Annotated in this window: 19 protein-coding genes; 3 read left to right on the top strand and 16 right to left on the bottom strand. The window is 39.0% G+C overall.

What is annotated here, in order from left to right:
* Positions 1-70 precede the first annotated feature (70 nt).
* Together AC2IP4_RS04470 and AC2IP4_RS04465 are read right to left on the bottom strand one after the other, a co-directional pair.
* Complete coding sequence (locus tag AC2IP4_RS04470; RefSeq protein ID WP_486306597.1) at positions 71-955, bottom strand: DMT family transporter; 885 nt, start codon at positions 953-955, stop codon at positions 71-73.
* 103 nt (positions 956-1,058) lie between these two features.
* Positions 1,059-2,456, bottom strand: a complete 1,398-nt coding sequence (locus AC2IP4_RS04465; protein ID WP_486310593.1) for a coniferyl aldehyde dehydrogenase — start codon at positions 2,454-2,456, stop codon at positions 1,059-1,061.
* Between the two features lie 171 nt (positions 2,457-2,627).
* Here AC2IP4_RS04465 and AC2IP4_RS04460 point away from each other — a divergent pair, with 171 nt between their 5' ends.
* Positions 2,628-3,974 (top strand): anti-phage deoxyguanosine triphosphatase, encoded by a 1,347-nt coding sequence (locus AC2IP4_RS04460; RefSeq protein ID WP_375320873.1) that lies wholly within the window; start codon positions 2,628-2,630, stop codon positions 3,972-3,974.
* A gap of 38 nt (positions 3,975-4,012) precedes the next feature.
* Here the strand turns inward: AC2IP4_RS04460 and AC2IP4_RS04455 are convergent, their stop codons facing one another.
* Complete coding sequence (locus AC2IP4_RS04455; protein WP_375320874.1) at positions 4,013-4,639, bottom strand: tRNA-uridine aminocarboxypropyltransferase; 627 nt, start codon at positions 4,637-4,639, stop codon at positions 4,013-4,015.
* Positions 4,640-4,653: 14 nt separating this feature from the next.
* On the opposite strand from AC2IP4_RS04455, the gene rrtA reads away from it, so the two are divergent.
* Positions 4,654-5,217 (top strand): rhombosortase, encoded by a 564-nt coding sequence (gene rrtA / locus AC2IP4_RS04450; RefSeq protein WP_375320875.1) that lies wholly within the window; start codon positions 4,654-4,656, stop codon positions 5,215-5,217.
* Here the strand turns inward: rrtA and recR are convergent.
* The 6 genes from recR to AC2IP4_RS04420 form a co-directional block, all read right to left on the bottom strand.
* Entirely contained in the window at positions 5,189-5,791 is a 603-nt protein-coding gene (gene recR / locus AC2IP4_RS04445; RefSeq protein WP_105055081.1) for a recombination mediator RecR, read from the bottom strand. The two genes, rrtA and recR, sit on opposite strands and share 29 nt — an antisense overlap.
* Before the next feature lie 103 nt (positions 5,792-5,894).
* Positions 5,895-6,230: a YbaB/EbfC family nucleoid-associated protein gene (locus AC2IP4_RS04440; protein WP_060991399.1), complete on the bottom strand. Its 336-nt coding sequence runs from the start codon at positions 6,228-6,230 to the stop codon at positions 5,895-5,897.
* 109 nt (positions 6,231-6,339) lie between these two features.
* Positions 6,340-8,478: a DNA polymerase III subunit gamma/tau gene (dnaX, locus tag AC2IP4_RS04435; RefSeq protein WP_375320876.1), complete on the bottom strand. Its 2,139-nt coding sequence runs from the start codon at positions 8,476-8,478 to the stop codon at positions 6,340-6,342.
* Between the two features lie 104 nt (positions 8,479-8,582).
* Entirely contained in the window at positions 8,583-9,128 is a 546-nt protein-coding gene (gene apt, locus AC2IP4_RS04430) for an adenine phosphoribosyltransferase (protein WP_375320877.1), read from the bottom strand.
* 133 nt (positions 9,129-9,261) lie between these two features.
* Positions 9,262-9,564, bottom strand: a complete 303-nt coding sequence (locus tag AC2IP4_RS04425; protein ID WP_486317130.1) for a YbaN family protein — start codon at positions 9,562-9,564, stop codon at positions 9,262-9,264.
* Positions 9,565-9,688: 124 nt separating this feature from the next.
* Positions 9,689-10,819: a response regulator gene (locus AC2IP4_RS04420; RefSeq protein ID WP_375320878.1), complete on the bottom strand. Its 1,131-nt coding sequence runs from the start codon at positions 10,817-10,819 to the stop codon at positions 9,689-9,691.
* Between the two features lie 224 nt (positions 10,820-11,043).
* Here AC2IP4_RS04420 and AC2IP4_RS04415 point away from each other — a divergent pair, with 224 nt between their 5' ends.
* Positions 11,044-11,919 carry a LysR family transcriptional regulator gene (locus tag AC2IP4_RS04415; protein ID WP_375320879.1) on the top strand — a complete coding sequence of 292 codons (876 nt, stop codon included), beginning with the start codon at positions 11,044-11,046 and terminating at the stop codon, positions 11,917-11,919.
* Positions 11,920-11,991: 72 nt separating this feature from the next.
* Here AC2IP4_RS04415 and purF read toward each other — a convergent pair whose 3' ends face one another.
* The 7 genes from purF to AC2IP4_RS04380 all read right to left on the bottom strand — a co-directional run bounded on the left by purF (position 11,992) and on the right by AC2IP4_RS04380 (position 22,343).
* Positions 11,992-13,506, bottom strand: a complete 1,515-nt coding sequence (gene purF / locus AC2IP4_RS04410; protein WP_375320880.1) for an amidophosphoribosyltransferase — start codon at positions 13,504-13,506, stop codon at positions 11,992-11,994.
* Positions 13,507-13,540: 34 nt separating this feature from the next.
* Positions 13,541-14,032: a colicin V production protein gene (gene cvpA, locus AC2IP4_RS04405; RefSeq protein ID WP_375320881.1), complete on the bottom strand. Its 492-nt coding sequence runs from the start codon at positions 14,030-14,032 to the stop codon at positions 13,541-13,543.
* 61 nt (positions 14,033-14,093) lie between these two features.
* A complete protein-coding gene (locus AC2IP4_RS04400) occupies positions 14,094-14,654 on the bottom strand; it encodes an SPOR domain-containing protein (RefSeq protein ID WP_375320882.1) in 561 nt (186 codons plus the stop codon).
* 9 nt (positions 14,655-14,663) lie between these two features.
* The gene (gene folC, locus AC2IP4_RS04395) at positions 14,664-15,944 is read right to left on the bottom strand and encodes a bifunctional tetrahydrofolate synthase/dihydrofolate synthase (protein ID WP_375320883.1); all 1,281 of its coding nucleotides are present in this window, start codon (positions 15,942-15,944) and stop codon (positions 14,664-14,666) included.
* Between the two features lie 101 nt (positions 15,945-16,045).
* The gene (gene accD / locus AC2IP4_RS04390) at positions 16,046-16,930 is read right to left on the bottom strand and encodes an acetyl-CoA carboxylase, carboxyltransferase subunit beta (protein ID WP_486310592.1); all 885 of its coding nucleotides are present in this window, start codon (positions 16,928-16,930) and stop codon (positions 16,046-16,048) included.
* A gap of 177 nt (positions 16,931-17,107) precedes the next feature.
* Positions 17,108-17,896, bottom strand: coding sequence for a tRNA pseudouridine(38-40) synthase TruA (gene truA, locus AC2IP4_RS04385; RefSeq protein ID WP_486306604.1), 789 nt, complete (start codon positions 17,894-17,896; stop codon positions 17,108-17,110).
* An 88-nt stretch (positions 17,897-17,984) separates the two neighbouring features.
* Complete coding sequence (locus AC2IP4_RS04380) at positions 17,985-22,343, bottom strand: FimV/HubP family polar landmark protein (protein WP_486310591.1); 4,359 nt, start codon at positions 22,341-22,343, stop codon at positions 17,985-17,987.
* Positions 22,344-22,523 lie beyond the last annotated feature (180 nt).

The following is a 22,523-nucleotide window of genomic DNA, read 5'->3' as shown; positions in this document are numbered from 1 at the left end:
TAAAAAAGCCGATTCAATCTAACGTTAATGTTAATTGAATCGGCTTTCTCGTTATTAATAGAAAGTAACGCTATTTAATAACCGTTTTCTTCTTACGTTCCCATTGCGTAATAAAAGCAACTGAAGCAATAATAATCACAGCACCTAACCATAAACGCCCTGGTGGTGCCCAACCAAATACCACCCAACCCGCTAACACGTTCAATGGTAATTTTGCATGATCAAACGGTTGCACAAATGACGCATCAGCGACTGCATATGCTTTTACTATTGCCCACTGAGCTAATGCCGTCATCACACCAGCACCAAAAAGTAATAACCATACATTCATGCCACTTGGCGTATGCCAATCAGGTAATGCGAGCAAAATATTAAAAGGGGTAATAAGAACTAAAAGATAAACCACCATGGTTGATGGAGAATCATTTGCTGACATTTTCTTAACCATTAGTGAATAACACGCCCAGAAGAATGCTGCACCAACGGGCAGTAACGTAGCCCATGTAAAACTATCTGCCCATGGCTCAAGAATGATCATTGCACCCGCGAATCCAGCTAACGTTGCACACCAGCGAGCTGCACCCACTTTTTCTTTTAAGAATAAGCCAGAACCAATAGTTGCAAATAAAGGGGATGTCATTAACAGTGCAATACCTTGCCAAATTGGTACTGGATACGCCAGAGCCCATAGCCAAAGTTGAATACCAATTACGGATAAAAATACACGTAACGCATGCATTCCAAAATGTTCAGTTCGGAGCGAATTACGAAGCCCTAATGTGCGTAAATAAGGCAAGATGACGATCAACGCAATCCCATATTGAACCAAAGCAACCATGGTTGATGGTAAACCAAAGTTCATACTCACGTATTGAGCAATGCTGTTAACTATCGCAAAGGCAAGGCCTGCGGTTAACATCCAAGACGCACCTTGGACAGGTTGATGCTGAGACATAAAAAGGGTCATCATTCACATTAAAAAAGGGAAACAGATCATACGACTGTTCCCCTCATTTGCCAACCGTTAAGCCATTCCAATAGCGTCTAAATTAGAACTATTACCTCATAAACTGCCGACTTAGTAATTTAAGCATCAATTTTTTGTGCTTTAACAACAATCTTGCTCTTGGTAACCAAGTTGGGGTGCTCAATATTGTTTTAGCATGGGAGAAGGTTTTAAAGCCTTCAATGCCGTGATAACTGCCCATTCCTGAGTCTCCAATACCACCAAAAGGCGCATCATCTGCAGCAACATGCATGGTCGTGTCATTGATAGCTATTCCACCACTGTGTGTATTTTGGCTAATCTTTTTAATCAATTCTTTATCCAAAGACATGATATACAGTGCTAATGGGCGCGGACGATCTTGAATGTAACTAATGGCTTCTTCAATATGTTGATATCCAATAATAGGCAAAATAGGACCAAAAACCTCCTCTTTCATTAGCAGCATATCGTCATTCACATTAGTTACAATACGAGGTAAAAATGACCGTCCTTGAGTTTTCTCTGGCTCACCAATTGAGGTAATTTTTGCACCCTTACCTTCAGCGTCTTCTAAATAGCGAGTTAACCGGTCATATTGCGTTTGATTAATAATATGACTGTATTCTCGATGTCCTTTTTTCTCAGGAAAAGCCTGTAAAAAACGATGAGAATAAAGCGCAATAAATTTATCGACCTTCTCTTTTGGAACAAAAATATAATCGGGCGCAACGCATATTTGCCCTGCATTCATCGATTTCCCTAACATAATGGCATCAACCGCCGAGATTAAATCCGCATCTTCCGCAACGATTACTGGAGACTTCCCTCCAAGTTCAAGCGTTACTGGCGTAAGGTTTTTGGCTGCAGCACTGGCAACTAATTTTCCAACCTGAGTCGAGCCCGTAAATAAAAGATGATTAAAAGGAAGTTGAGAAAATTCAGCAGCTACATCTCCCTCCCCTTCGACAACGAAAATATGTTCGGAAATAGAGGCAAATACTCGGCGAAGCACTTGATTGGTCTCTGGTGTGTATTCACTTAATTTCACCATCACACGGTTACCCGCGGCGATAGCCGTTACTATTGGTGCAATACTCAGATAAATAGGGAAATTCCAAGGCACAATAACGCCTACAACCCCTAGAGGCTGATATTTAATATGTAATTTAGAAGGCGAGAGCAATAAACCCGCATGACGTTTTTGAGGTTTAAGCCATTTGGGTAAGCGTTTAGTGGTGTAGTTAATATGCTGTATTGACGGCATTAAGTCGCAGATTGTTGAATCAAACTGACTACGATAGCCATAATCTTTTTCTAAGGCTTCAACCGCGTTTTTCTTTTCTGATAATAACGACGTTTTCAGCTCATTGAGTAAAAAGAGTCGTTCTTCTTTTGAAGAATATGGCGACGCTTGATATGCCTGTTGAAGCTGTTCAAATTCATACGGTAAATTAACGACACTGCTCATGCTCTATATTCCATATAACAAAGTGAACTTGATTATAGCAACCCACTTTAATGAACTAAATAATGATAATTTCACAATGTGTTCTGGCTCTATTTTTCAAATAAGTCGTTGATCTTTTTTTACCAAGCCTGTAATGATATAGGGGTAGCAATAACTTCGAGAACAATAATAATGAATAAAACAATCGATATTACTCTATTCCCACATTGGGAAGATCGCATCAGTAACGAACAAAAGTTACGTCGTAATGATCAGCGCAGCGTTTTTCAACGGGATCGTGCCCGAATTCTTCATTCAGCTGCCTTTCGTCGCCTGCAAGCAAAAACTCAAGTTCATGGGCCAGGCAGCGTAAATGACTTTTACCGCACACGCTTAACACACTCTCTAGAAGTATCACAAATTGGTACTGGTGTAGTCGCTCAATTAAAATTAAGACAACCTGAATTCCGCAACCTATTAACCTCAACAAGCTTGATGGAAAGTATTTGTTTGGCCCATGATATTGGCCACCCTCCTTTTGGTCATGGCGGTGAAATCGCACTTAACTATATGATGCGTAACCATGGCGGCTTTGAAGGTAACGGGCAGACCTTACGCATATTAAGTAAATTAGAACCTTATACTGAACATTTCGGGATGAACTTAGCGAGAAGAACTCTGCTTGGTGTTTTAAAATATCCCGCTTTTTTAGATCAAGTTCATTCAACATTCCGCCCTGAAGATGTCACTAATCTACGTCATTTAAAATCCATTGAGTGGCATCCACCAAAAGGGATCTATCGTGATGACGAGCAAATCTTAAATTGGATTTTATCGCCATTATCAGATCACGATAAAGCGCTTTTATCGACACTTCGCTTCCAAAAAGAAGACGATGATAGCCATAGAAAAACACGCTTTAAATCTATTGATTGCTCTATTATGGAATTGGCTGACGATATTGCTTATGGTGTTCATGATTTAGAAGATGCAATTGTGATGGGAATTGTCACTCGAAATCAGTGGCAAGAATCAGTAGCCAGCAAACTTGCGGACTGCGGAGATGAATGGTTTGAAGAAAACATTGAAACTATCAGCGATAAGTTATTTTCAGGTCTGCAATATAAACGTAAAGATGGTATTGGCAGTATCGTAAATGCATTACTGACTTCGATTACGATTAAGAAAACAACCTTTGAAGAAGAACCTGAATTCGAGTCAGAATTGCTCCGCTGGAACGCATATTTGAGTCCTTCAATGACCTATGCTTTAGAGGTCCTTAAAAAGTTTGTTGGTCAGTACGTCATTCATAACTCTGAAATGCAGCGAATCGAATACAAAGGTCAACAAATTGTAATGGAAATATTTGATGCGTTGAATTCAGATCCTGAACGTTTATTACCTGAAAATGATAAACGAGAGTGGCAAGAGGCAATCGCTTCTGGTGGGAATGCTCATCGTGTCATCGCTGATTATATTGCAGGCATGACCGATGGCTATGCCCAACGTTTATATAATCAGCTATTTGTTCCTATTTAACGGTGATAAACCACACCTTGATATCAATAACCAAAGAACTACTCTGAGCGGTAGTTCTTTTGGTATACCCCTTCAGGCATTTGACTGATATGAAATTCAATCATGTTATCGAATGCCGTTAATATCGAATCAAATTTCTCCGTATCATTACCATTACTTACGTCACTATCCAGTTGGCTCAACACGTGATAACCCGCTTCTGCTGTTGATAACGCATTATCTTTAGGTGCTTTACGAACTCGATAATTACCAGATAATTCAGTATCAAGATGTACTTTTGGTAACGCATGCAAATTGGTTGAAAGTTGCCACATTTTATACGCTTTTTTCCATGTGCCATCTAATAAAATTACACGTTGCTTTTTCTCAAGATAATTCAACGTCGATGAAATTGCTTGGCTAGTTCCATCTAAAAATAGAACTTGGTGTTGATATTTATCATCGTCTAATAATTGGTTTAACTCCGTATGCTCAGTAAAGTTTTCACCGATAAAAGTACGGCAATTAGCTAAACTTAACGATAAAATTTTAGCCGTTCCTAATGGTCGCTTAGCTTCTGTTGGATGCTGTAGTATGATGAGTTCAACCTCTGTTAAGATTGGCTTTATCCACTCACAGATGCAGGCTTTTTTTGTTTTTAGGCATTGAAGACAAAATCGAATCACAAGGAACCTTTGCTTTGTTAAAATTACTCTTTCCCGTTTTAGTTGCACTTGGTATTGCACAGCTGACTCCGGTATCTGATTTTTTTGTTTGGAATAGAAGCTTAATTTTACAAGGCGAGGTTTGGCGATTAATTACTGGTAACTTTACCCATACTAATCTTGCTCACCTAATAATGAATGCTGCCGCACTAATGGTATTTTGTTTTATTTTTAAGGACATATTAAATCCAAAAAAATTGTGGGGTCTATTGTTTTTTATAAGCTTAATCACAGGGGTATTTTTATTACTGTCCCCTATCCAATCCTATGTTGGATTATCTGGTGTATTACATGGCTTATTTATTTGGGCTGCAATTGAAGACATAAAACAAAAACGCAACACTGGGTGGTTATTGTTAATTGGTATTATCACTAAGATTTGCTGGGAGCAATACTTTGGAGCAAGTGCTTCAACCATTTCTCTTATCAATGCAAAAGTCGCAACAGAAGCTCATCTTATTGGAGCATTCAGTGGTGGAACACTCCAATTAGCTACGCGCTTAATTACTCTTAGTAAAGTTTCTGACGACCCAAAATAGAATGAGATAACGTTGTGCCATCAACTAACTCTAACTCTCCCCCCATAGGGACACCATGCGCGATTCGGCTAGCACTTACTTGGTGTTCTTGGCATAACTCTGCAATATAATGAGCAGTTGCTTCACCTTCAACCGTCGGGTTCGTTGCCAGAATGACTTCCTTGATATCACCACGACCTAAGCGATGATCGAATAAATCTAATCCAATATCACTAGGACCAATACCATCAAGAGGGGATAAGTGCCCCATAAGTACAAAATAACGTCCAGAGAATTGTCCTGTTGCTTCTACTGCAACAATATCTGCAGGGCTTTCAACAATACACAGTTCACCACTAGCTTGACGTTTTGGATTCAAACAAATAGAACAGGTATCTTCTTCTGTAAATGTTCGACATTCAGAGCAGTGACCGATTTCAGACATAGCGCGAGAGAGAGAATCGGCTAATTGCATTCCACCCTGTCGATTACGCTGCAAAAGATGAAATGCCATTCGTTGAGCTGATTTTGGACCAACCCCCGGAAGACATCGTAACGATTCCATTAATTGTTCTAATAAACCACTTGTACGCATAGTTTTTTTATATTCCAGAAAAGAAAAAGGCAGCCACTTAGCCGCCTAATTTTACCAAGATAAATACGAATAATCTGTCTTGATTTTTATCATTTAAGATAAATTAAAATGGCATTTTAAAGCCCGGTGGCATTTGCATTCCACCAGTAACACCAGCCATTTTTTCTTTTTGTGTTTCTTCGATACGACGAGATGCATCATTGAACGCTGCTGCGATCAAATCTTCTAGCATTTCTTTTTCGTCTTCTTCCATTAAACTTGGATCAATCTCAACACGGCGAACACTGTGAGAGCCAGTGATCGTTACTTTAACAAGACCTGCGCCTGATTCACCAGTCACTTCTGTATTTGCGATTTCTTCTTGTACTTTCTGCATGCGATCTTGCATTTGCTGGGCTTGCTTCATTAAGTTGCCCATGCCGCCTTTTCCACCGAACATAATAATTCTCTCTTAAGTTTACTTCTTTAATATTAAGAAAATGGGGGTAAAAAATACCAATTTCAACCCACATTGAATATTTTTACTTTAGATAATGCATACCACTATTTTATATTGGTCTAACACTTTCTTGATCTATTTCTGCACCAAACCTCTTCATAAAGAAATTCACGTGCGGATCTTGCTGCAAACTCTGATATGCCGCCTGCAACTTAGCTTGATACATTTGTTCACGTAACTCCAAAGGACTTACGCCTTCAGAGCTAATATCAATAGAGACTGTTACGTCTTTGTTTAGCGCTTTGCTTAACTCTTGAGTGATCTGCTCGTTAGCTTTATCTCTATCCAAGTGAGCTTGCTCTGCTCTCAAATGCAATGACACTTGATTATCCTGTTCAACAAAAGCCGAATTTAACACTAACTGTTGAACCAATTTTGGTAATGTTAAAGACATCGCTAACGCTGACCACGCATCTTGCTGAGATGATTCATCAACCAACTGTTGTACCATTTCTGGTGATTTTTCATGCTCTAATGCTTGCTTAAGTTTTGTCGGTGTAATGTCACTAACAACTCTTTTAGCTTCTGGTTTTGTCGATTTCCAACGATACGGTTCTTCTGGTTTTTTCTCTTGTGTTGCTGAATTTCCAATTTGCGACACCTGAGTACGAGGGGCTAAATGTTGCTTTTCAGCAATACGTTCTAGCACTGAACTCGTTTTTTTATTATCGGATGCCGCACTAACCTTTTTTGAGCCAGTACCATTGGTTGTATTCGTTAAATTATTTTTAGCACTACGCAATTGATTACGCACGCCTAACAAACCACTTTTAGGAGTTGCTACAGGCTCTTGTTGTACTGAAGATACAGAAGGTGATGGTTGTTGCATCGTTTGATGCGATTCGCCCATCGGTGGTGCATCATACCTTGGTGGTTGCTCTGAATGCATTGGTGGTATATTTTGCACCGGCGCATAGTTCTGTTGTTGATTTTGTTGAACTGGTGGCACGCTAGGACGTGACATCGGTTCTTGCCCCCTTGCTGCTGGCTGTCTATTAGTTAGAACTCTTTGAGAAGATGCAGCTTGAGTTTGAGAGCTTTGAGGCGCAACTTGTGGCTCTACCGCAGGAACGGCAATTGGTTGCGTTTCTAATGTTTGGGCATGAACAGGACGAAATGCCACCATTCTTAATAGCATCATCTCAACCCCCGTCTTTTCACTTGGCGCTAATGGCAAGTCTTTACGGCTTTGTAATGCAATTTGATAAAATAGCTGAACTTCTTGAGGAGACAGTTGATTACTCAATAACTCAATACGTTCTGCATCTGGTTGAGATTTATCAAGGGTTGCAGGCAATGCTTGGTACATGGCGAGTTTATGAAGTTGATTTGCAATCTCTTTTGCTAACCCACCCCACTCAATTCCCATATCAGCCAGATCATTTACACAGCTCATTAATGTCTGCATGTTTTTAGTGCTAATCGCTTCTAAAATACGCACCGCTTGATCTGTATCTAACGTCCCTAGCATTGCTGAAACGATATCAGAGGTTACTGAACCATTTCCAAGTGCAATTGCTTGATCTGTTAAACTAAGAGCATCACGCATACTGCCATCCGCAGCATGAGCAATTAGCCCTAATGCTCTCGCATCTTTAGTGACTTCTTCTTTGTCTAAAACAAAATCAAGTTGTTCATGAATTTGATCAACACTGATATGTTTTAAATGAAACTGTAAACAACGCGACAAAATCGTCACAGGTAATTTCTGTGGATCGGTCGTTGCTAATAAGAATTTGACGTATTCTGGCGGCTCTTCCAATGTTTTTAATAACGCATTGAAACTGTGGCGCGACAGCATATGAACTTCATCGATCAGATAAACCTTAAAGCGACCACGCGCAGGTTTATATTGAACATTATCAAGTAGCTCACGAGTATCTTCTACCTTAGTTCTAGAAGCCGCATCGATTTCAAGTAAATCAACAAAACGCCCTTCATCAATTTCTTTACAAGTAGAACACACACCACAAGGTGTTGACGTGATCCCTTCTTCACAGTTCAGTCCTTTCGCGAACAAACGTGCAATAGTGGTTTTACCCACACCACGAGTACCGCTAAACAGATAAGCGTGATGAAGTCGATTATGGTCAAGCGCGTTTTCTAACGCAGTAAGCACATGAGGTTGGCCAACAACATCTTTAAAATGATGTGGACGCCACTTACGCGCCAGAACTTGATAGCTCATAGAATACAGCCCAAAATAAAATAGATCTAAATCGTAGCACAGCAAAAAAATGAGATCTCCCTTGAATAGAGAAATCTCACTAAATTTAGTGTGTATATGAAGAATTAGTGACCAGCAAACTCACAGATGCTGTATACGTTTAGCCCTAGGCTCTCTAAACGTGTTTGACCACCAATTTCTGGTAGGTTGATAACAAAAGCAGCTTGCTCTACTTCACCACCAAGTTGACGGATAAGTTTTACTGTTGCTTCAATGGTTCCCCCCGTCGCTAATAGGTCATCAACAACAAGAACTTTATCACCTTCAACAATCGCATCTGTGTGAATTTCTAACGTATCTGTACCGTATTCAAGATCGTACGTTTGAGCGATAGTTGGGCGAGGCAATTTACCAGGTTTACGAACTGGAATAAAACCAACGCCTAATTCTAACGCCAGTGGCGCACCAAATAGGAAACCACGCGCTTCTGTACCTACAATCTTAGTGAAACCACCTTTCTTGTACTTTTCTACAAGTAATTGGATTGTTGCTTGGTATGCTTTAGGGTCTTCCATTAAGCTTGTAACATCACGAAACATGATGCCTGCTTTTGGGTAATCAGGGATTGATTTAATGCTATTTCTAATCAGTTCTACTGTTTCTGTCGACATGGTTATATGACCTACTTTGCCTAAATTTGGCATTAAAATAAATTAACCGACTTATGTTATTCACTTTCTTTGTTATGAGCAAGTCATACCAACTGAGATGAGTCGTTGATCAAGCTATGGTATGGAATAAAAATCACGACACAGGGACTGTAGAAAACCAGTAAAGAAGTATGATTGCAAAAAGTAAAAGCATCACTTTAACCCATAAGATAGGTGCGAGTATTATCGATAATATAAAGCTTAACACTATCATTACGGTGGCTTTCTTTTTTATCGATGCTTTAATTGTTTTATGTTTTTGCCATTCAACAATAGGAGGACCTAATTTAGGATGAGAAATAAGCCAAGCATGTATACGTGGAGAGACACGCATAAAGCAAACACTCGCTAATAGTAAAAAGGGAGTTGTTGGCAATAAAGGCAAAAATATTCCCACAAAACCAAGAATAAGTGCCACTGCTCCAAGAACAAACCAGAGCACTCTACGAGTAAAATGCAAATCAACGTCTCTATTTAGATAAGAATCTTTATTATGATACCTTCTTAGCTAAAGAATCAATCTAGAATGCCCCCAGTTCTAGTTTAAAGCTACTGCAACCAAGGTTATTTAGTGACAAACTATTATGATCTGTAACAGGAAAGCGATGCACTTGGTTTTTCGCAGCATTTAAGGTTAATTGTTCATTAGCATGAAGAACATGACGTTCAGTGTTATTTTCCCATACAGCATCAAGGCCTGCTGAAAGTACAAACAGAGCTTGTTCTGCAAAATCGACATAACCAAAAATCGCTGACATTGGCTGAGAATCTTCCATTGTTTCCATGCCTTTTTCTATCGACATAACCATCTGAGAAATTGCATTAAGTGAAATATTTTGATCTCGAATAAAATCGTTAAAAAAAGCGCGGACTAGCAAGCACGAGATAACACCGTTATCCCCACCAGACTCCGAATCAACAAGGTAGAAGAACAAACGTCCATCAAGCAACCATTCATAATCAAAAATTAAAGGCATTCCATCTGTCGACTGTAAAAGCCGATAACCCAACTTCCATTTTCCATGTTGAGCATCACTCTCCGGTAATAGCTCAAATAACAACTCTCTACCTATGTTAGGTTCATTCTGTAAGTGATCCAAATGCCAATGCAATTCATCATTACAACTTTTATCCAATTCAGAAGTTCTAAACCACTGACTTGAAAAATCCTGCATTCGTAGGCTACTTTCTTCACTTAATTTAAGCGCAGATGCCAATGATTTAATTAAAATAGACACATCGCTAATGGGTTTAACTAAAAAGTCCTTCGCACCAAGTCTCAATACCTTAGCGACATCTTGCATGTCACCCGTTCCAGAAATAACAATAATGGGCAGCATTGGGTATTCCAATACGGCTTCTTCAACAAACTCAATACCATTTAAGATTGGCATAGATAAGTCACACAACAACACATCAGGCAATGAGTGCTGTAGTATCTGTAATCCTTCGAGTCCATTACTTGCTTCTTTTACATTGCAAGAATAACTCTCTACAACCGCTTTAATCATAGAGCGAAAAATAGGATCATCATCTACTATTAAAATATCTTTATTTAACAGTAAATCTTCTACTGGTGCTTTACTAACATCCACATTTTTTTGACATTGCTCTACCGACATACGACTACCCTCTGCACGTTCCTTCAGCAAATAATGAAAATTCCTTTCATATTTCTAATTATCACTCTAAATAAAGTTAGTTCGATATTCGCCTGAGCACAAATATTTTTAGATAAGATTGTTAATAACTGTTACGTTAAGGGGGAATTTGGTCTTTTATTTATAGATTTCACTTTAGTTGACTTATAACAACACCTACATTAGGGTTTTAGTTACAATTCATCGTTCGAAAAAACAGAGAGTATCTTAATATAATGAAGTTAGATGATTTAAATCTGTTTCGACAGGTAGTTGATAATGGCAGCTATACTGCCGCCTCAAGAAAGACACTTATACCTGTTGCGACAATTACTCGTCGTATTCAAGCCTTAGAAGATTCTTTAGATATTCGCTTACTCAATCGTCACGCTCGTAAGTTATCGCTAACCGAGGCTGGACAAAAGTTTTATGATGAGTGTGCCCCTATTTTAGCGACCTTGGTAAATACAAGTGAATGCTTAGGCGAAGAGTGCCGTGGTGCCGCAGGGAAGCTCAAAATCTCTGCTCCTTCTAATCTAACCAAGCGTATGATCCAACCCATTTTAAATAAATTTATGTTGCTTTACCCTAATATCAGCATCAATTTAACCATGAGTAACCAACCCGAGCAACTTGACCCGACAGATTGGGATATCATTTTCAGAGTTGGTAAACAGCGAGATTCTTCTCTTATTGCTCGTCAAATTGGTTCTTTGGAAGATATTTTAGTAGCAAGCCCTGCTTATTTAGAAACGAATTCAGAGCCAACACATGCACAAGAATTGCATGAACACAGTTTATTGAAAGGTCACCCTTTAATGCGCTGGCGTTTAACCAATAGTGAAGGCGAATCTGTAACGATTACTGATGCTGGTCGCTTTGAAGCAAGTGAATTAAATGTAATTCGAATGGCTTGTTCTGATGGCTTGGGGATAACACTCATGCCAGATATTATGATCAGTCAATATATTGAAGATGGTTCATTAGTTCGCGTACTGAAAAATTGGTCTGCAAACCCTAGAGATATCTATATGGTTTATAACTATAAGAATCATCAACCCGAGAAAGTACGTTTATTCATTGATTTTGTAAGTAACCACATCTCTGATTAATGGGCCTCCCAATCAGAAAAACAAAAAAGCCTGTGGGAAAGCACAGGCTTTTTTATTAACTAAAAATTAAAACTACACGCCTTCGTTGTAAATATCTAGGCTTGCTATATCTTGAGCTTCGCTTTCTTTTTTCGCATCATCACCACGTAACCCTTCTAAATATTCAAGGTAGTTCTGATCAACATCACCTGTAACATAATGAGCATTAAATACAGATGTTTCAAAGCGTTCAATTTCACGATTCCCACAACCCACTGCATCAACTAAGTCAGGTAAGTCTTGGAAAATTAGCGCATCGGCACCAATTGCTTTACAAATCTCATCAACTTCACGCCCATGAGCGATCAATTCGTTTGCACTTGGCATATCAATACCATATACATTCGGGAAACGGATTTCGGGGGCTGCAGAAACCATATAAACATTTTTAGCACCTGAATCGCGTGCCATTTCAATGATCTGTTCTGACGTTGTACCACGAACAATTGAATCATCAACTAGTAATACGTTTTTATCTTTAAACTCAGAGCGGATTGCATTTAATTTACGACGTACTGATTTCTTACGCTCTTGTTGCCCAGGCATGATAAACGTACGTCCAACATAACGGTTTTTCACAAAACCTTGGCGGTATGGTTTATTAATGATCTGCGCTATTTCAAGTGCGATATCACATGATGTTTCTGGAATTGGCAGTACAACATCAATGTCTAAATGATCCCATTCACGCTTAATCTTTTCACCAAGGCGTTTCCCCATTTCAACACGTGCGCTATACACTGAAATTTTGTCGATAAATGAATCAGGGCGAGCAAAATAAACAAATTCAAAAATACATGGGTTAAGCTTTGGAGCATGTGCACATTGTTGCGTATATAAACCACCTTCAAAAGGTGCGTAGATTGCTTCACCAGGTGCTACATCACGAATAAAGTCGAAACCAACGGCATCAAGAGCGACTGATTCAGAAGCAACCATATACTCAGTATGACCTTCAACTTCACGCTTACCTAAACATAAAGGACGGATACCATTAGGATCGCGGAAGGCGACCATTCCATGCCCAATGATCATTGCCGTTACTGCATAAGCACCACGAATTTGCTCATGAACCTTAGCAACAGTTCTAAAGATATCTTCTTGAGTTAGTGGATAATTTTTTGACTCATCAAGATGATGAGCAAAGATGTTTAATAATACTTCAGAATCAGAAGTAGTATTAACATGGCGACGTTCTTGTTCAAATAAGGTCTCACGGATTTCATTCGCATTAGTTAGATTACCATTGTGCGCTAATGTGATCCCGAAAGGTGAATTTACATAGAAAGGTTGAGCTTCTGAAGCACTAGAACTACCCGCCGTAGGGTAACGAACATGACCAATACCTACATTACCTTGTAGACGTTGCATGTGTTTTGCTTCAAATACATCCTTCACCAAGCCGTTCGCCTTTCTTAGACGGAAACGATTGCTTTCTATGGTAATAATACCAGCAGCGTCTTGGCCACGATGTTGTAACACTGTCAAAGCGTCATAAATTGACTGGTTTACAGGTGTTGCGCCTACGATTCCAACAATACCGCACATGTCCTAGAGTCCTCAATTTGCTAAAAAACTGGCGCTATTTAGCGCCAGGAAGAAAACTTGATGTATCCTTTAAATAATCGAAGAACCATTCAATGACAACCGAAAATTGCGGTATCAATTGAGATTGCTTCCACCACTCAGAGTCTGATAATGAGGTAAAGGCATCGATAAAGAAAAGGACCGCGGCTATAATTAATACGCCCCTTAACCCACCAAAGACAATACCCAACACTCGATCGGTTCCTGATAATCCGGTTTTTTGAACTAGCTGTCCAACAACATAGTTCACCACCGCACCAACGATCAGTGTCGCTACAAACAAGGCAGCAATCGCACTGCCATTTCTTATCATTTCATCATGTATATTTGTGAAATAAACGGCCAGCTTGGGATAAAAGTTACTAGCGACAAAAAAGGCGCCAAACCAAATCACTAACGACAACGCTTCTTTAACAAAACCTCTAACCAAACTGATTAAAGCTGATAGGCTAATAACACCTAAAATGACAAAATCGATCCAAATCATAATTTATCTTTTCTCTGTTGCTGCGCATTTTAACAGAAAAATCCGCGACGCAAACGTTTTCTTATGGGTTTAGTGGTGTAAATTTAAGCAATTGACCATTTAAGCCTGTTATTTCTTTTAATTTCGGCAACTGTTTTTCAAGATCCGGTTTAGAAACATCTGGGCCAACGGCGACTCTAACTAAATCACCTTTTTTAGGTTCTTTAGGAAAAGTATGCGCTTGGAAACCTTGCTTACGTAGTTTAAGTGCTAAATTTGTCGCATTATCTGCATTTCTGAACACGCCAAGCTGGATAATCCAAGCACTCTTTGCGTAATCTATTTTTTCTACTTTCTCTGATTGTTTTCTCTCAACAATTGAGAGTATTTCTTTTTTTGGTTCCGTTTTTGATGATTCAATCGTCACCTCTACTGGCTCGCCAGGAAGCTCCGCATCAAAATCTATTGGTTCTTGGATCTCAAACTGCCCAACATCCTTTGATAGTTCAGGTTTAATCGGAATACTCGCAAACTCTTCTTGGTAATGTTTTTTCTTACCATCAAATAAATCAGGTAAAACAATCACCCCAATGGCAACCAATATAATGGTTCCAACTAAACGTCGTTGAAATGGACTAGACACTCATGTACCTCATGCTTCTTCTTTCCAGTAATCCCATACCTCACCAACCGTATGAAAAGAACCGAAGACTAAAATTAAATCGTCATTATTTGCCTGTGTCAGTGCGACTTTAAACGCCTCTACAGGTGATGAATACTCTGTTGCTTCTACTTCTATTACAGCGGTTAACTCACAAGCATTTGCCGCTCTTGGGCCTGATAATGATGCAGGATACCAAACATCCACACTTCCCGTGAACTCAGCTAAAGTAGATTTGATGTCTTTGTCATGCAACATACCAACTACTGCATGAATTTTCTTATTTGGGAAACGTTGTCTTACTTGTTGTACGAGATAATGCGCTGAATGTGGATTATGTGCCACATCAAGAATAATTGTTGCGTCATTCTCGACACCATCACGAGTTAAACGCTGCATTCGTCCTGGTAAACTTGCAGATCTTAAGCCTTCAACAATATTAACATCTGTCAGTTCTAGCCCTGATGTACCTAACGCCATTATCGCCGTTGCAGCATTCGCTAATGGTAAATTTGGTAATGGCAAATTATCTAAATCAAAAGCCCCACTTTTCCAAGACCATGTTTGGTTTTCTGCATTTACTTGATAATCAAATTGATAGCCGACTTGGTATAGCTCAGCTTTAATATCATCGGCATGAGCAGCAACACTTGACGGTGGATTAGGTTGTCCACAAATTGCTGGCTTTTCAGAGCGATAAATCCCTGCTTTTTCAAAACCAATCACTTCTATATCGTCACCTAGCCAATCAACATGATCAACAGCAAGGCTCGTAATAATTGAAACATCGTGGTCAACAACATTTGTTGCATCTAAACGTCCACCAAGACCAACTTCTAAAAGTACAACATCAACTTGATGTGCTTTAAATGCCCATAAAGCAGAAAGTGTTCCAAATTCGAAAAGACTTAACGACGTTTCTTTGCGCCATGCTTCAATTGCAGCAAAAGATTGAGTGATCAGAGAATCAGATAAATCATTACCGTTGATACGGATGCGTTCGTTATAACGAATAAGATGAGGGGAGCTATAAACACCAACACGATAGCCTGCATTAATTAAAATGGATTCCATTAACGCACAGGTTGAACCCTTGCCGTTAGTTCCTGCAACTGTAATGACCGTTGAGGCTGGTTTAGTTAATTTAGCTCGTTGTGCAACACGCTGAACACGTTCAAGGCCTAAATCTATTGCACTTGTATGAATGCTTTCTAAATAACGAAGCCACACCGATAAATCAGATGTGGCTTTCGGAGAATCAAATGGTGTCATAATTCAACTACTTCACTGACGGAATATAGTGACAGTATATATGACTTAGGTTGCTGTTTTAAAGTAAGAACTCGCAACCTTATCTGCATTTAATTTGATTTTTACTTTGAACCATCAACTGAAACAACTAATGAAGAAGACTGATTCGTCATTTTCGCCATTAAGCCACCAATACGTTGACGCATTTCACGACGGTCAACGATCATGTCGATAGCACCATGTTCAAGTAAGAACTCACTACGTTGGAAGCCTTCTGGTAAGTCTTCACGTACTGTTTGTTCAATTACACGACGACCAGCAAAACCGATCAAAGCTTTTGGTTCACCAATATTAATATCGCCTAGCATTGCTAAACTTGCAGATACGCCACCCATTGTTGGATCAGTTAATACAGAGAAGAATGGTAGACCTTTACGAGATAAACGCGCTAGCGCTGCACTTGTTTTTGCCATTTGCATTAGAGACATTAATGCCTCTTGCATACGTGCACCACCACTTGCAGAGAAACATACAAGAGGACAGTTGTTTTCAATTGCAGCATCAACCGCTTTAACAAAGCGAGCACCAACAACAGAACCCATTGAACCACCCATAAAGGAGAATTCAAACGCACACGCAACAACTGGTAATTCTAATAATGTGCCTTTCATTACGATAAGAGCATCAGTTTCATTACTTGATTTTTGTGCTGCTGAAATACGATCTTTATAACGTTTTGAATCTTTAAATTTTAAAAGATCTTTTGGTTCTAGTTCTTGACCAATTTCTACACGGCCTTCTGCATCTAAAAATGTTTCAAGGCGCTTACGTGCTTTCATTCGCATATGATGGTCACATTTAGGACACACTTCTAGATTACGTTCTAGCTCTGCAGAATAAAGCACTTGTTCACATGACGTACATTTCGTCCAAACCCCTTCAGGGATCGATGCTTTACGTGAACTAACAATATTGCTTGTATTAAAAATCTTTTCAAGCCAACTCATGGACGACCTTTTTATTAGTGATCTCTCACACCATCGCAAGAGAAATAAAATCAATTAAATAGATTAAACCATAAATAATAGCCAGTGTAGATAAAAAACTGGTTGTACCTATTTTCAAGATTGAACCTACCTCTAATTTTTGCTTATTAAATACGCATATTTAATCTAAATGAAATATCAGTTATCAGTTAAAAATAATGGTCCTAGTGGAACTCGTGGCAATTCCCACACTTGCGGATAATCAACATCAATTAAATACAAGCCTTCCGCCTTCGCTGTTGCCCCCGCTAATTTACGGTCTTTCGCTTCAAGTAACCATTCGATCCATTCTGGTTTTTGTTTACCTTTACCAACCTGAATTAAACTGCCCGTAATATTACGAACCATGTGGTGAACAAAAGCATTTGCCTTAATATCAATGACAATGAAGTCACCATGACGAGTGACTTTTAAATGCATCAGATTGCGCCAAGGGCTACGAGACTGGCAGTGTATTGCTCTAAAAGAGGTAAAGTCATTTTCACCCAATAGATACTGACCCGCTTGATGCATTAAATCAGCATCTAAAGGTTCGTGGTAGTGACTAACACCATGCCCTAATATTGCAGGACGTAAACGATTGTTATAGATAATATAACGATAACGTCGAGCAGTAGCGGTAAAACGAGCATGGAAATCTTCAGTAACTTCTTTTGCCCAACGCACTGTTATATTCTTAGGTAAATTCGCATTAGCACCCATCATCCATGCAGCTAGCTTACGAGAACTTGTTGTATCAAAATGAACAACCTGACCTGTACCATGAACACCGGCATCAGTTCGACCAGCACACATCACTTCAATCGGTTCATTGGCAACAACCGTCAATGCTTTCTCTAGTTCCGCTTGGACACTATTTACGTCCTTCTGACGTTGCCAACCGTAATAATCAGCACCATCGTATTCAATACATAAAGCTATTCGCATGATATTTAATTCTTTTAATTCAGTTATACATCATTATAAAAAAAGGCGGGGCACACTGCCACCGCCTTTTTAAGATAGTTCAAAAGAACTAATCAATTTGTTTCATTAATTTTGCAGCTTCAACCTTAAGAGCAGGATCATCACAACGTAAAACTTCTTCTAGCAACTCTAAAGCACCTTTGTCATCTGACATTTCAATATACGCTTTAGCTAAATCAAGTTTACTTTGAGCATCGCTATTTACATCAACGTCATGTGCTTCTCGATTATTTAGCATGTCAGGAAATTCATCTAAACCAACATCTAAATTTAACTCTTCTTCTTCAAACTCTGATTTATCGCCACTTTCACTTTCGACAATCAGAGCTTCAATACTTAAGAAACGGTCAGCCCCATGAGGGTCATTCTCAACACTTGGTTGTTCTGACCAATCTTCATCTTCCAGTTCTGAATCAGTGCTTGATGCGTTATCTAAATTGAACCCACTCCAATCACTAGCTCCATCATCTAACATACTATCAAGATCTAAACCTGAACTATCAAGATGAGTTAGTGCTTCTTTTTCTTCATCAGATACCCGTGATTGAAAGTCAAAAGCTGCTGATTTATCTTCAGCATCTGATGCTTCATTTTCACAGGCTGATTCCTCAGAAACAAGCTCATCAGGAGTCGCAAATTCAGAATTAATGTTTTCAACATCTTTATCGTCTTCTAAAGACGCCAAAGCATCTTCAATCGATAACCCTTCAAAGCTGCTGTCATCATTTTCAATCTCATCAGACTGAGGTAAAACTTCGTCGCTTTCTTTTGAAAAATCAACAGCATTGTTTTCTAAAAAGTCATCTAAAGAGAAATCATTTTCGTCATCGATATTAAATACTTCAGTCTTAGTCTCTTCTTGCTCTGTCGCTTCTAAACTTGGAACCTCTTGTTCTAATGACTCTTCAAGCTCAAGAGAAACATCATCTTGCTCTATTTCTAACCCAGCTTCTGGCTCATCAAGTTCGAACGATGCTTCATCGTCTTCAGTCAGAAGTTCATCATTCTCAACATCTAGCTCTTCTGTTTCACCAAACAAGTCATCAAATTCATCATCAGTTTCTGTAACTAATTCTGATTCCTGTACTTGCTCTGTCGCTTCTAAACTTGGAACCTCTTGTTCTAATGACTCTTCAAGCTCAAGAGAAACATCATCTTGCTCTATTTCTAACCCAGCTTCTGGATCATCAAGTTCGAACGATGCTTCATCGTCTTCAGTCAGAAGTTCATCATTCTCAACATCTAGCTCTTCTGTTTCACCAAACAGGTCGTCTAATTCATCATCAGTTTCTGTAATTAATTCTGATTCCTCTACTTGCTCTGTCGCTTCTAAACTTGGAACCTCTTGTTCTAATGACTCTTCAAGCTCAAGAGAAACATCATCTTGTTTTGTTTCTAACCCAGCTTCTGGCTCATCAAGTTCGAACGATGCTTCATCGTCTTCAGTCAGAAGTTCATCATTCTCAACATCTAGCTCTTCTGTTTCACCAAACAAGTCATCAAATTCATCATCAGTTTCTGTAACTAATTCTGACTCCTCTACTTGCTCTGTCGCTTCTACATTTGGAATGTCTTGTTCTAGTGGCTCTTCAAGCTCAAGAGAAACATCATCTTGCTCTGTTTCTAACCCAGCTTCTGGCTCATCAAGTTCGAACGATGCTTCATCGTCTTCAGTCAGAAGTTCATCATTCTCAACATCTAGCTCTTCTGTTTCACCAAACAAGTCATCAAATTCATCATCAGTTTCTGTAACTAATTCTGATTCCTGTACTTGCTCTGTCGCTTCTAAACTTGGAACCTCTTGTTCTAATGACTCTTCAAGCTCAAGAGAAACATCATCTTGCTCTATTTCTAACCCAGCTTCTGGCTCATCAAGTTCGAACGATGCTTCATCGTCTTCAGTCAGAAGTTCATCATTCTCAACATCTAGCTCTTCTGTTTCACCAAACAAGTCATCAAATTCATCATCAGTTTCTGTAATTAATTCTGATTCCTCTACTTGCTCTGTCGCTTCTAAACTTGGAACCTCTTGTTCTAATGACTCTTCAAGCTCAAGAGAAACATCATCTTGTTTTGTATCAGATTCAAATAATGGAATGTCATCATCTTCATCTTCGTCTGCTTCAATTAACCAATCTTCATCACGAGGTGCGTCTTCTGAAATTGTCTCTGATACTGCTACACCTTCAACTTCAGTATCATCGCCACTCTTTCCCGAGGTGGTTTCTTCCTCTTCAACATCATCGCCAAGCAATTCATCTAAAAGTACTGTGCTATCTTCACCTAATTCAATTATTTCTTCTTCGTCCTCATCAGCTAAAAGCTCATCAAGAAGCGCTGTACTGTCTTCATCTAGTTCAATATCAGCATCGCCTTCACTCAGCTCTTCATCATCACCAAGCAATTCGTCAAGTAATGCGGTACTGTCATCTTCGATATCTAAATCAATGCTATCTTCTTCGTTATCAGATTCATCTAATAGCTCATCAAGTAACGCTGTACTATCATCTTCAATATCGAGCTCAATACTCTCTTCATCATCAGATTCCTCAAGTAATTCATCTAACAATGTAGTGGCATCTTCTTCAGACTCTAAATTGACGCTGTCTTCGTTTTGCTCACCAAACAAAGCAGCATCAATATCTAACTCGATGCTTTCTCCTTTATTTGGTTCTTCATCAAGTTTATTAGTGTCTTCTATTCCTGATAATAAAGTATCAAAATCCAACTCGTCTTCTACAGAATTAGACATAGGCTCAGGCGCTAGCTTAGTTTCTTCTTTTTCGTCTAGATCCCAACCTTGATCTAATTCAGAATCTTCTGAATCATCTTCCATATCCATTGACGAGAATAGATCATCTAACATTGATTGATCGAGCTCTCCATCTTCAAGATCTTCGTTATCATCAAGTTCTGGAGCCGATTTATCTAACGCGGATAATTCTGAATCATCTATAAGCGACAAATCAAAATCATCATCTTCTTCTTCTAAATCGCTTGCTGAGAATAAATCACTGTCAAAATCATTCAGTGCTTTTTCCATTTCCTCAAGGCCTAGTGCTTTTTCTTCTGCATCAACAGTTAACGCACTTGAAGACATATCAATATCGTCATCTAAACCATCAAGGTCTAAATCAAGATCAAGCTCTTCACCAGATAACATTGAATCTAGATCATCATTGTCTTCATCATCTAACGAAGCAAATGGGTCGTCGTTATCTGACGTGCTTTTCTCTGTTTCAAACTCAGCAAATAAGTCATCATTTGAATCAGAATCATCGTCACCAAATAAGAATTCATCATCATTTAAATCACCTAAAAGGTCATCATCGTCATCTAAGCTAATTTCAGGAATATCATCATCCATATTGAAATTATCATCAGGCATGATTAGTGCTGAAGGTTGCTCTGTTGCTGCACTTTCTGAGCTCTCTTCGTCTTCTTCTTTCTTACGGCGGAATAAGAAGAAAGCAATAAGACCAGCAATTAAAGCGCCAGGGATTAGAGCAAGCAAGGCAATTAAACCAGGGCTTGAGGCTAGATTATCCATTGCACTTGGTTCTGCTTTTTTCTCAGCTGCTGCAAGTTGCTTTTGTTCATTAATGAATTTTTCGACTTCACTTCGAATTCGATCTTCATCCCCTAATGAATTTTTTAGATTGTCGACTTCATTTTGAACTTCAGCCAATCGAACACGCAATTGGTGGTTGTTTTCTTGTAATGAAGAGAACTCTTGCTCTGTAGTTTCTAATTCAGATTTCAATTCCACAGCAGAGGCAGAAGGCGTCGCCACTTTAATGATATCTTTAGTTGGTTTTGCTTCTACTGCCGATGGTTTTACTTTATTTACCGTCGGCGCTACTTCTTTTTTAACTGAAACAGGCGCTTTCTCTGTTGTCGTAGACCTTGCTGTTTTTTGAGCTGATGCATGTTGAGGTGCTTGCTTCTTTTTATGAGCGATAAGTAGCTGTTTTGCATCATCTGTATTTTCACGACGAACTTGTTCTAGTGTCGGTAATCGCAAACGACTATTTGGCTCTAATCCATGAATATTATTATTTTCAAAGGCTTGTGGATTTAAGCGATAAATAGCAATTAACGTTTGTTGAACCGATGTGGTATTCGATGGGTTAACACGGCTTGCAATTGACCATAAGGTTTCATCTTCCCTTGTTGGGCCATAAACTTTTGTCGGAGCCGATTTTCTTTCTTTTATTACCGTAGCAGGAATTGTTGTGGCTCTCGCTGGCTGTGATTGTGTCACTACCTGTGAACTGACAGTTTTATCCTTTCCTTCTGGGCCTACAATTTGAATTGTACCTGCGGCATTGGCAACAGAACACTGTGATGCAACGAATAAGGCTAAAGGAGTTAGCGTTTTTAACAATTTTTTGGATGCGTCAGACACTAGAGATGCCTCTTAAATAAAATGAAAAATTAATATCTGTATAACTATATCGGATAATAATAAGAAAACTGTAGCTTTTAAGTAAAAACTGTGTGGTTTATGGAAGAAAAAAGCCTTAGCTTTCACTAAGACTTTCAATTTAAGAGATTATACTGCTCATTTATCAACGAATAATAATCT

The sequence above is a fragment of the Aliivibrio thorii genome (assembly GCF_057368585.1).
This window is presented reverse-complemented; position numbering and strand designations above follow the sequence as displayed.

What these genes read in the sequence shown, in the direction of transcription:
- AC2IP4_RS04470 (WP_486306597.1), bottom strand. Translation starts at nt 955, where the DNA reads ATGTCTCAGCATCAACCTGTCCAAGGTGCGTCTTGGATGTTAACCGCA.
- AC2IP4_RS04465 (WP_486310593.1), bottom strand. Translation starts at nt 2,456, where the DNA reads ATGAGCAGTGTCGTTAATTTACCGTATGAATTTGAACAGCTTCAACAG.
- AC2IP4_RS04460 (WP_375320873.1), top strand. Translation starts at nt 2,628, where the DNA reads ATGAATAAAACAATCGATATTACTCTATTCCCACATTGGGAAGATCGC.
- recR (WP_105055081.1), bottom strand. Translation starts at nt 5,791, where the DNA reads ATGCGTACAAGTGGTTTATTAGAACAATTAATGGAATCGTTACGATGT.
- AC2IP4_RS04440 (WP_060991399.1), bottom strand. Translation starts at nt 6,230, where the DNA reads ATGTTCGGTGGAAAAGGCGGCATGGGCAACTTAATGAAGCAAGCCCAG.
- dnaX (WP_375320876.1), bottom strand. Translation starts at nt 8,478, where the DNA reads ATGAGCTATCAAGTTCTGGCGCGTAAGTGGCGTCCACATCATTTTAAA.
- apt (WP_375320877.1), bottom strand. Translation starts at nt 9,128, where the DNA reads ATGTCGACAGAAACAGTAGAACTGATTAGAAATAGCATTAAATCAATC.
- AC2IP4_RS04415 (WP_375320879.1), top strand. Translation starts at nt 11,044, where the DNA reads ATGAAGTTAGATGATTTAAATCTGTTTCGACAGGTAGTTGATAATGGC.
- purF (WP_375320880.1), bottom strand. Translation starts at nt 13,506, where the DNA reads ATGTGCGGTATTGTTGGAATCGTAGGCGCAACACCTGTAAACCAGTCA.
- cvpA (WP_375320881.1), bottom strand. Translation starts at nt 14,032, where the DNA reads ATGATTTGGATCGATTTTGTCATTTTAGGTGTTATTAGCCTATCAGCT.
- folC (WP_375320883.1), bottom strand. Translation starts at nt 15,944, where the DNA reads ATGACACCATTTGATTCTCCGAAAGCCACATCTGATTTATCGGTGTGG.
- accD (WP_486310592.1), bottom strand. Translation starts at nt 16,930, where the DNA reads ATGAGTTGGCTTGAAAAGATTTTTAATACAAGCAATATTGTTAGTTCA.
- truA (WP_486306604.1), bottom strand. Translation starts at nt 17,896, where the DNA reads ATGCGAATAGCTTTATGTATTGAATACGATGGTGCTGATTATTACGGT.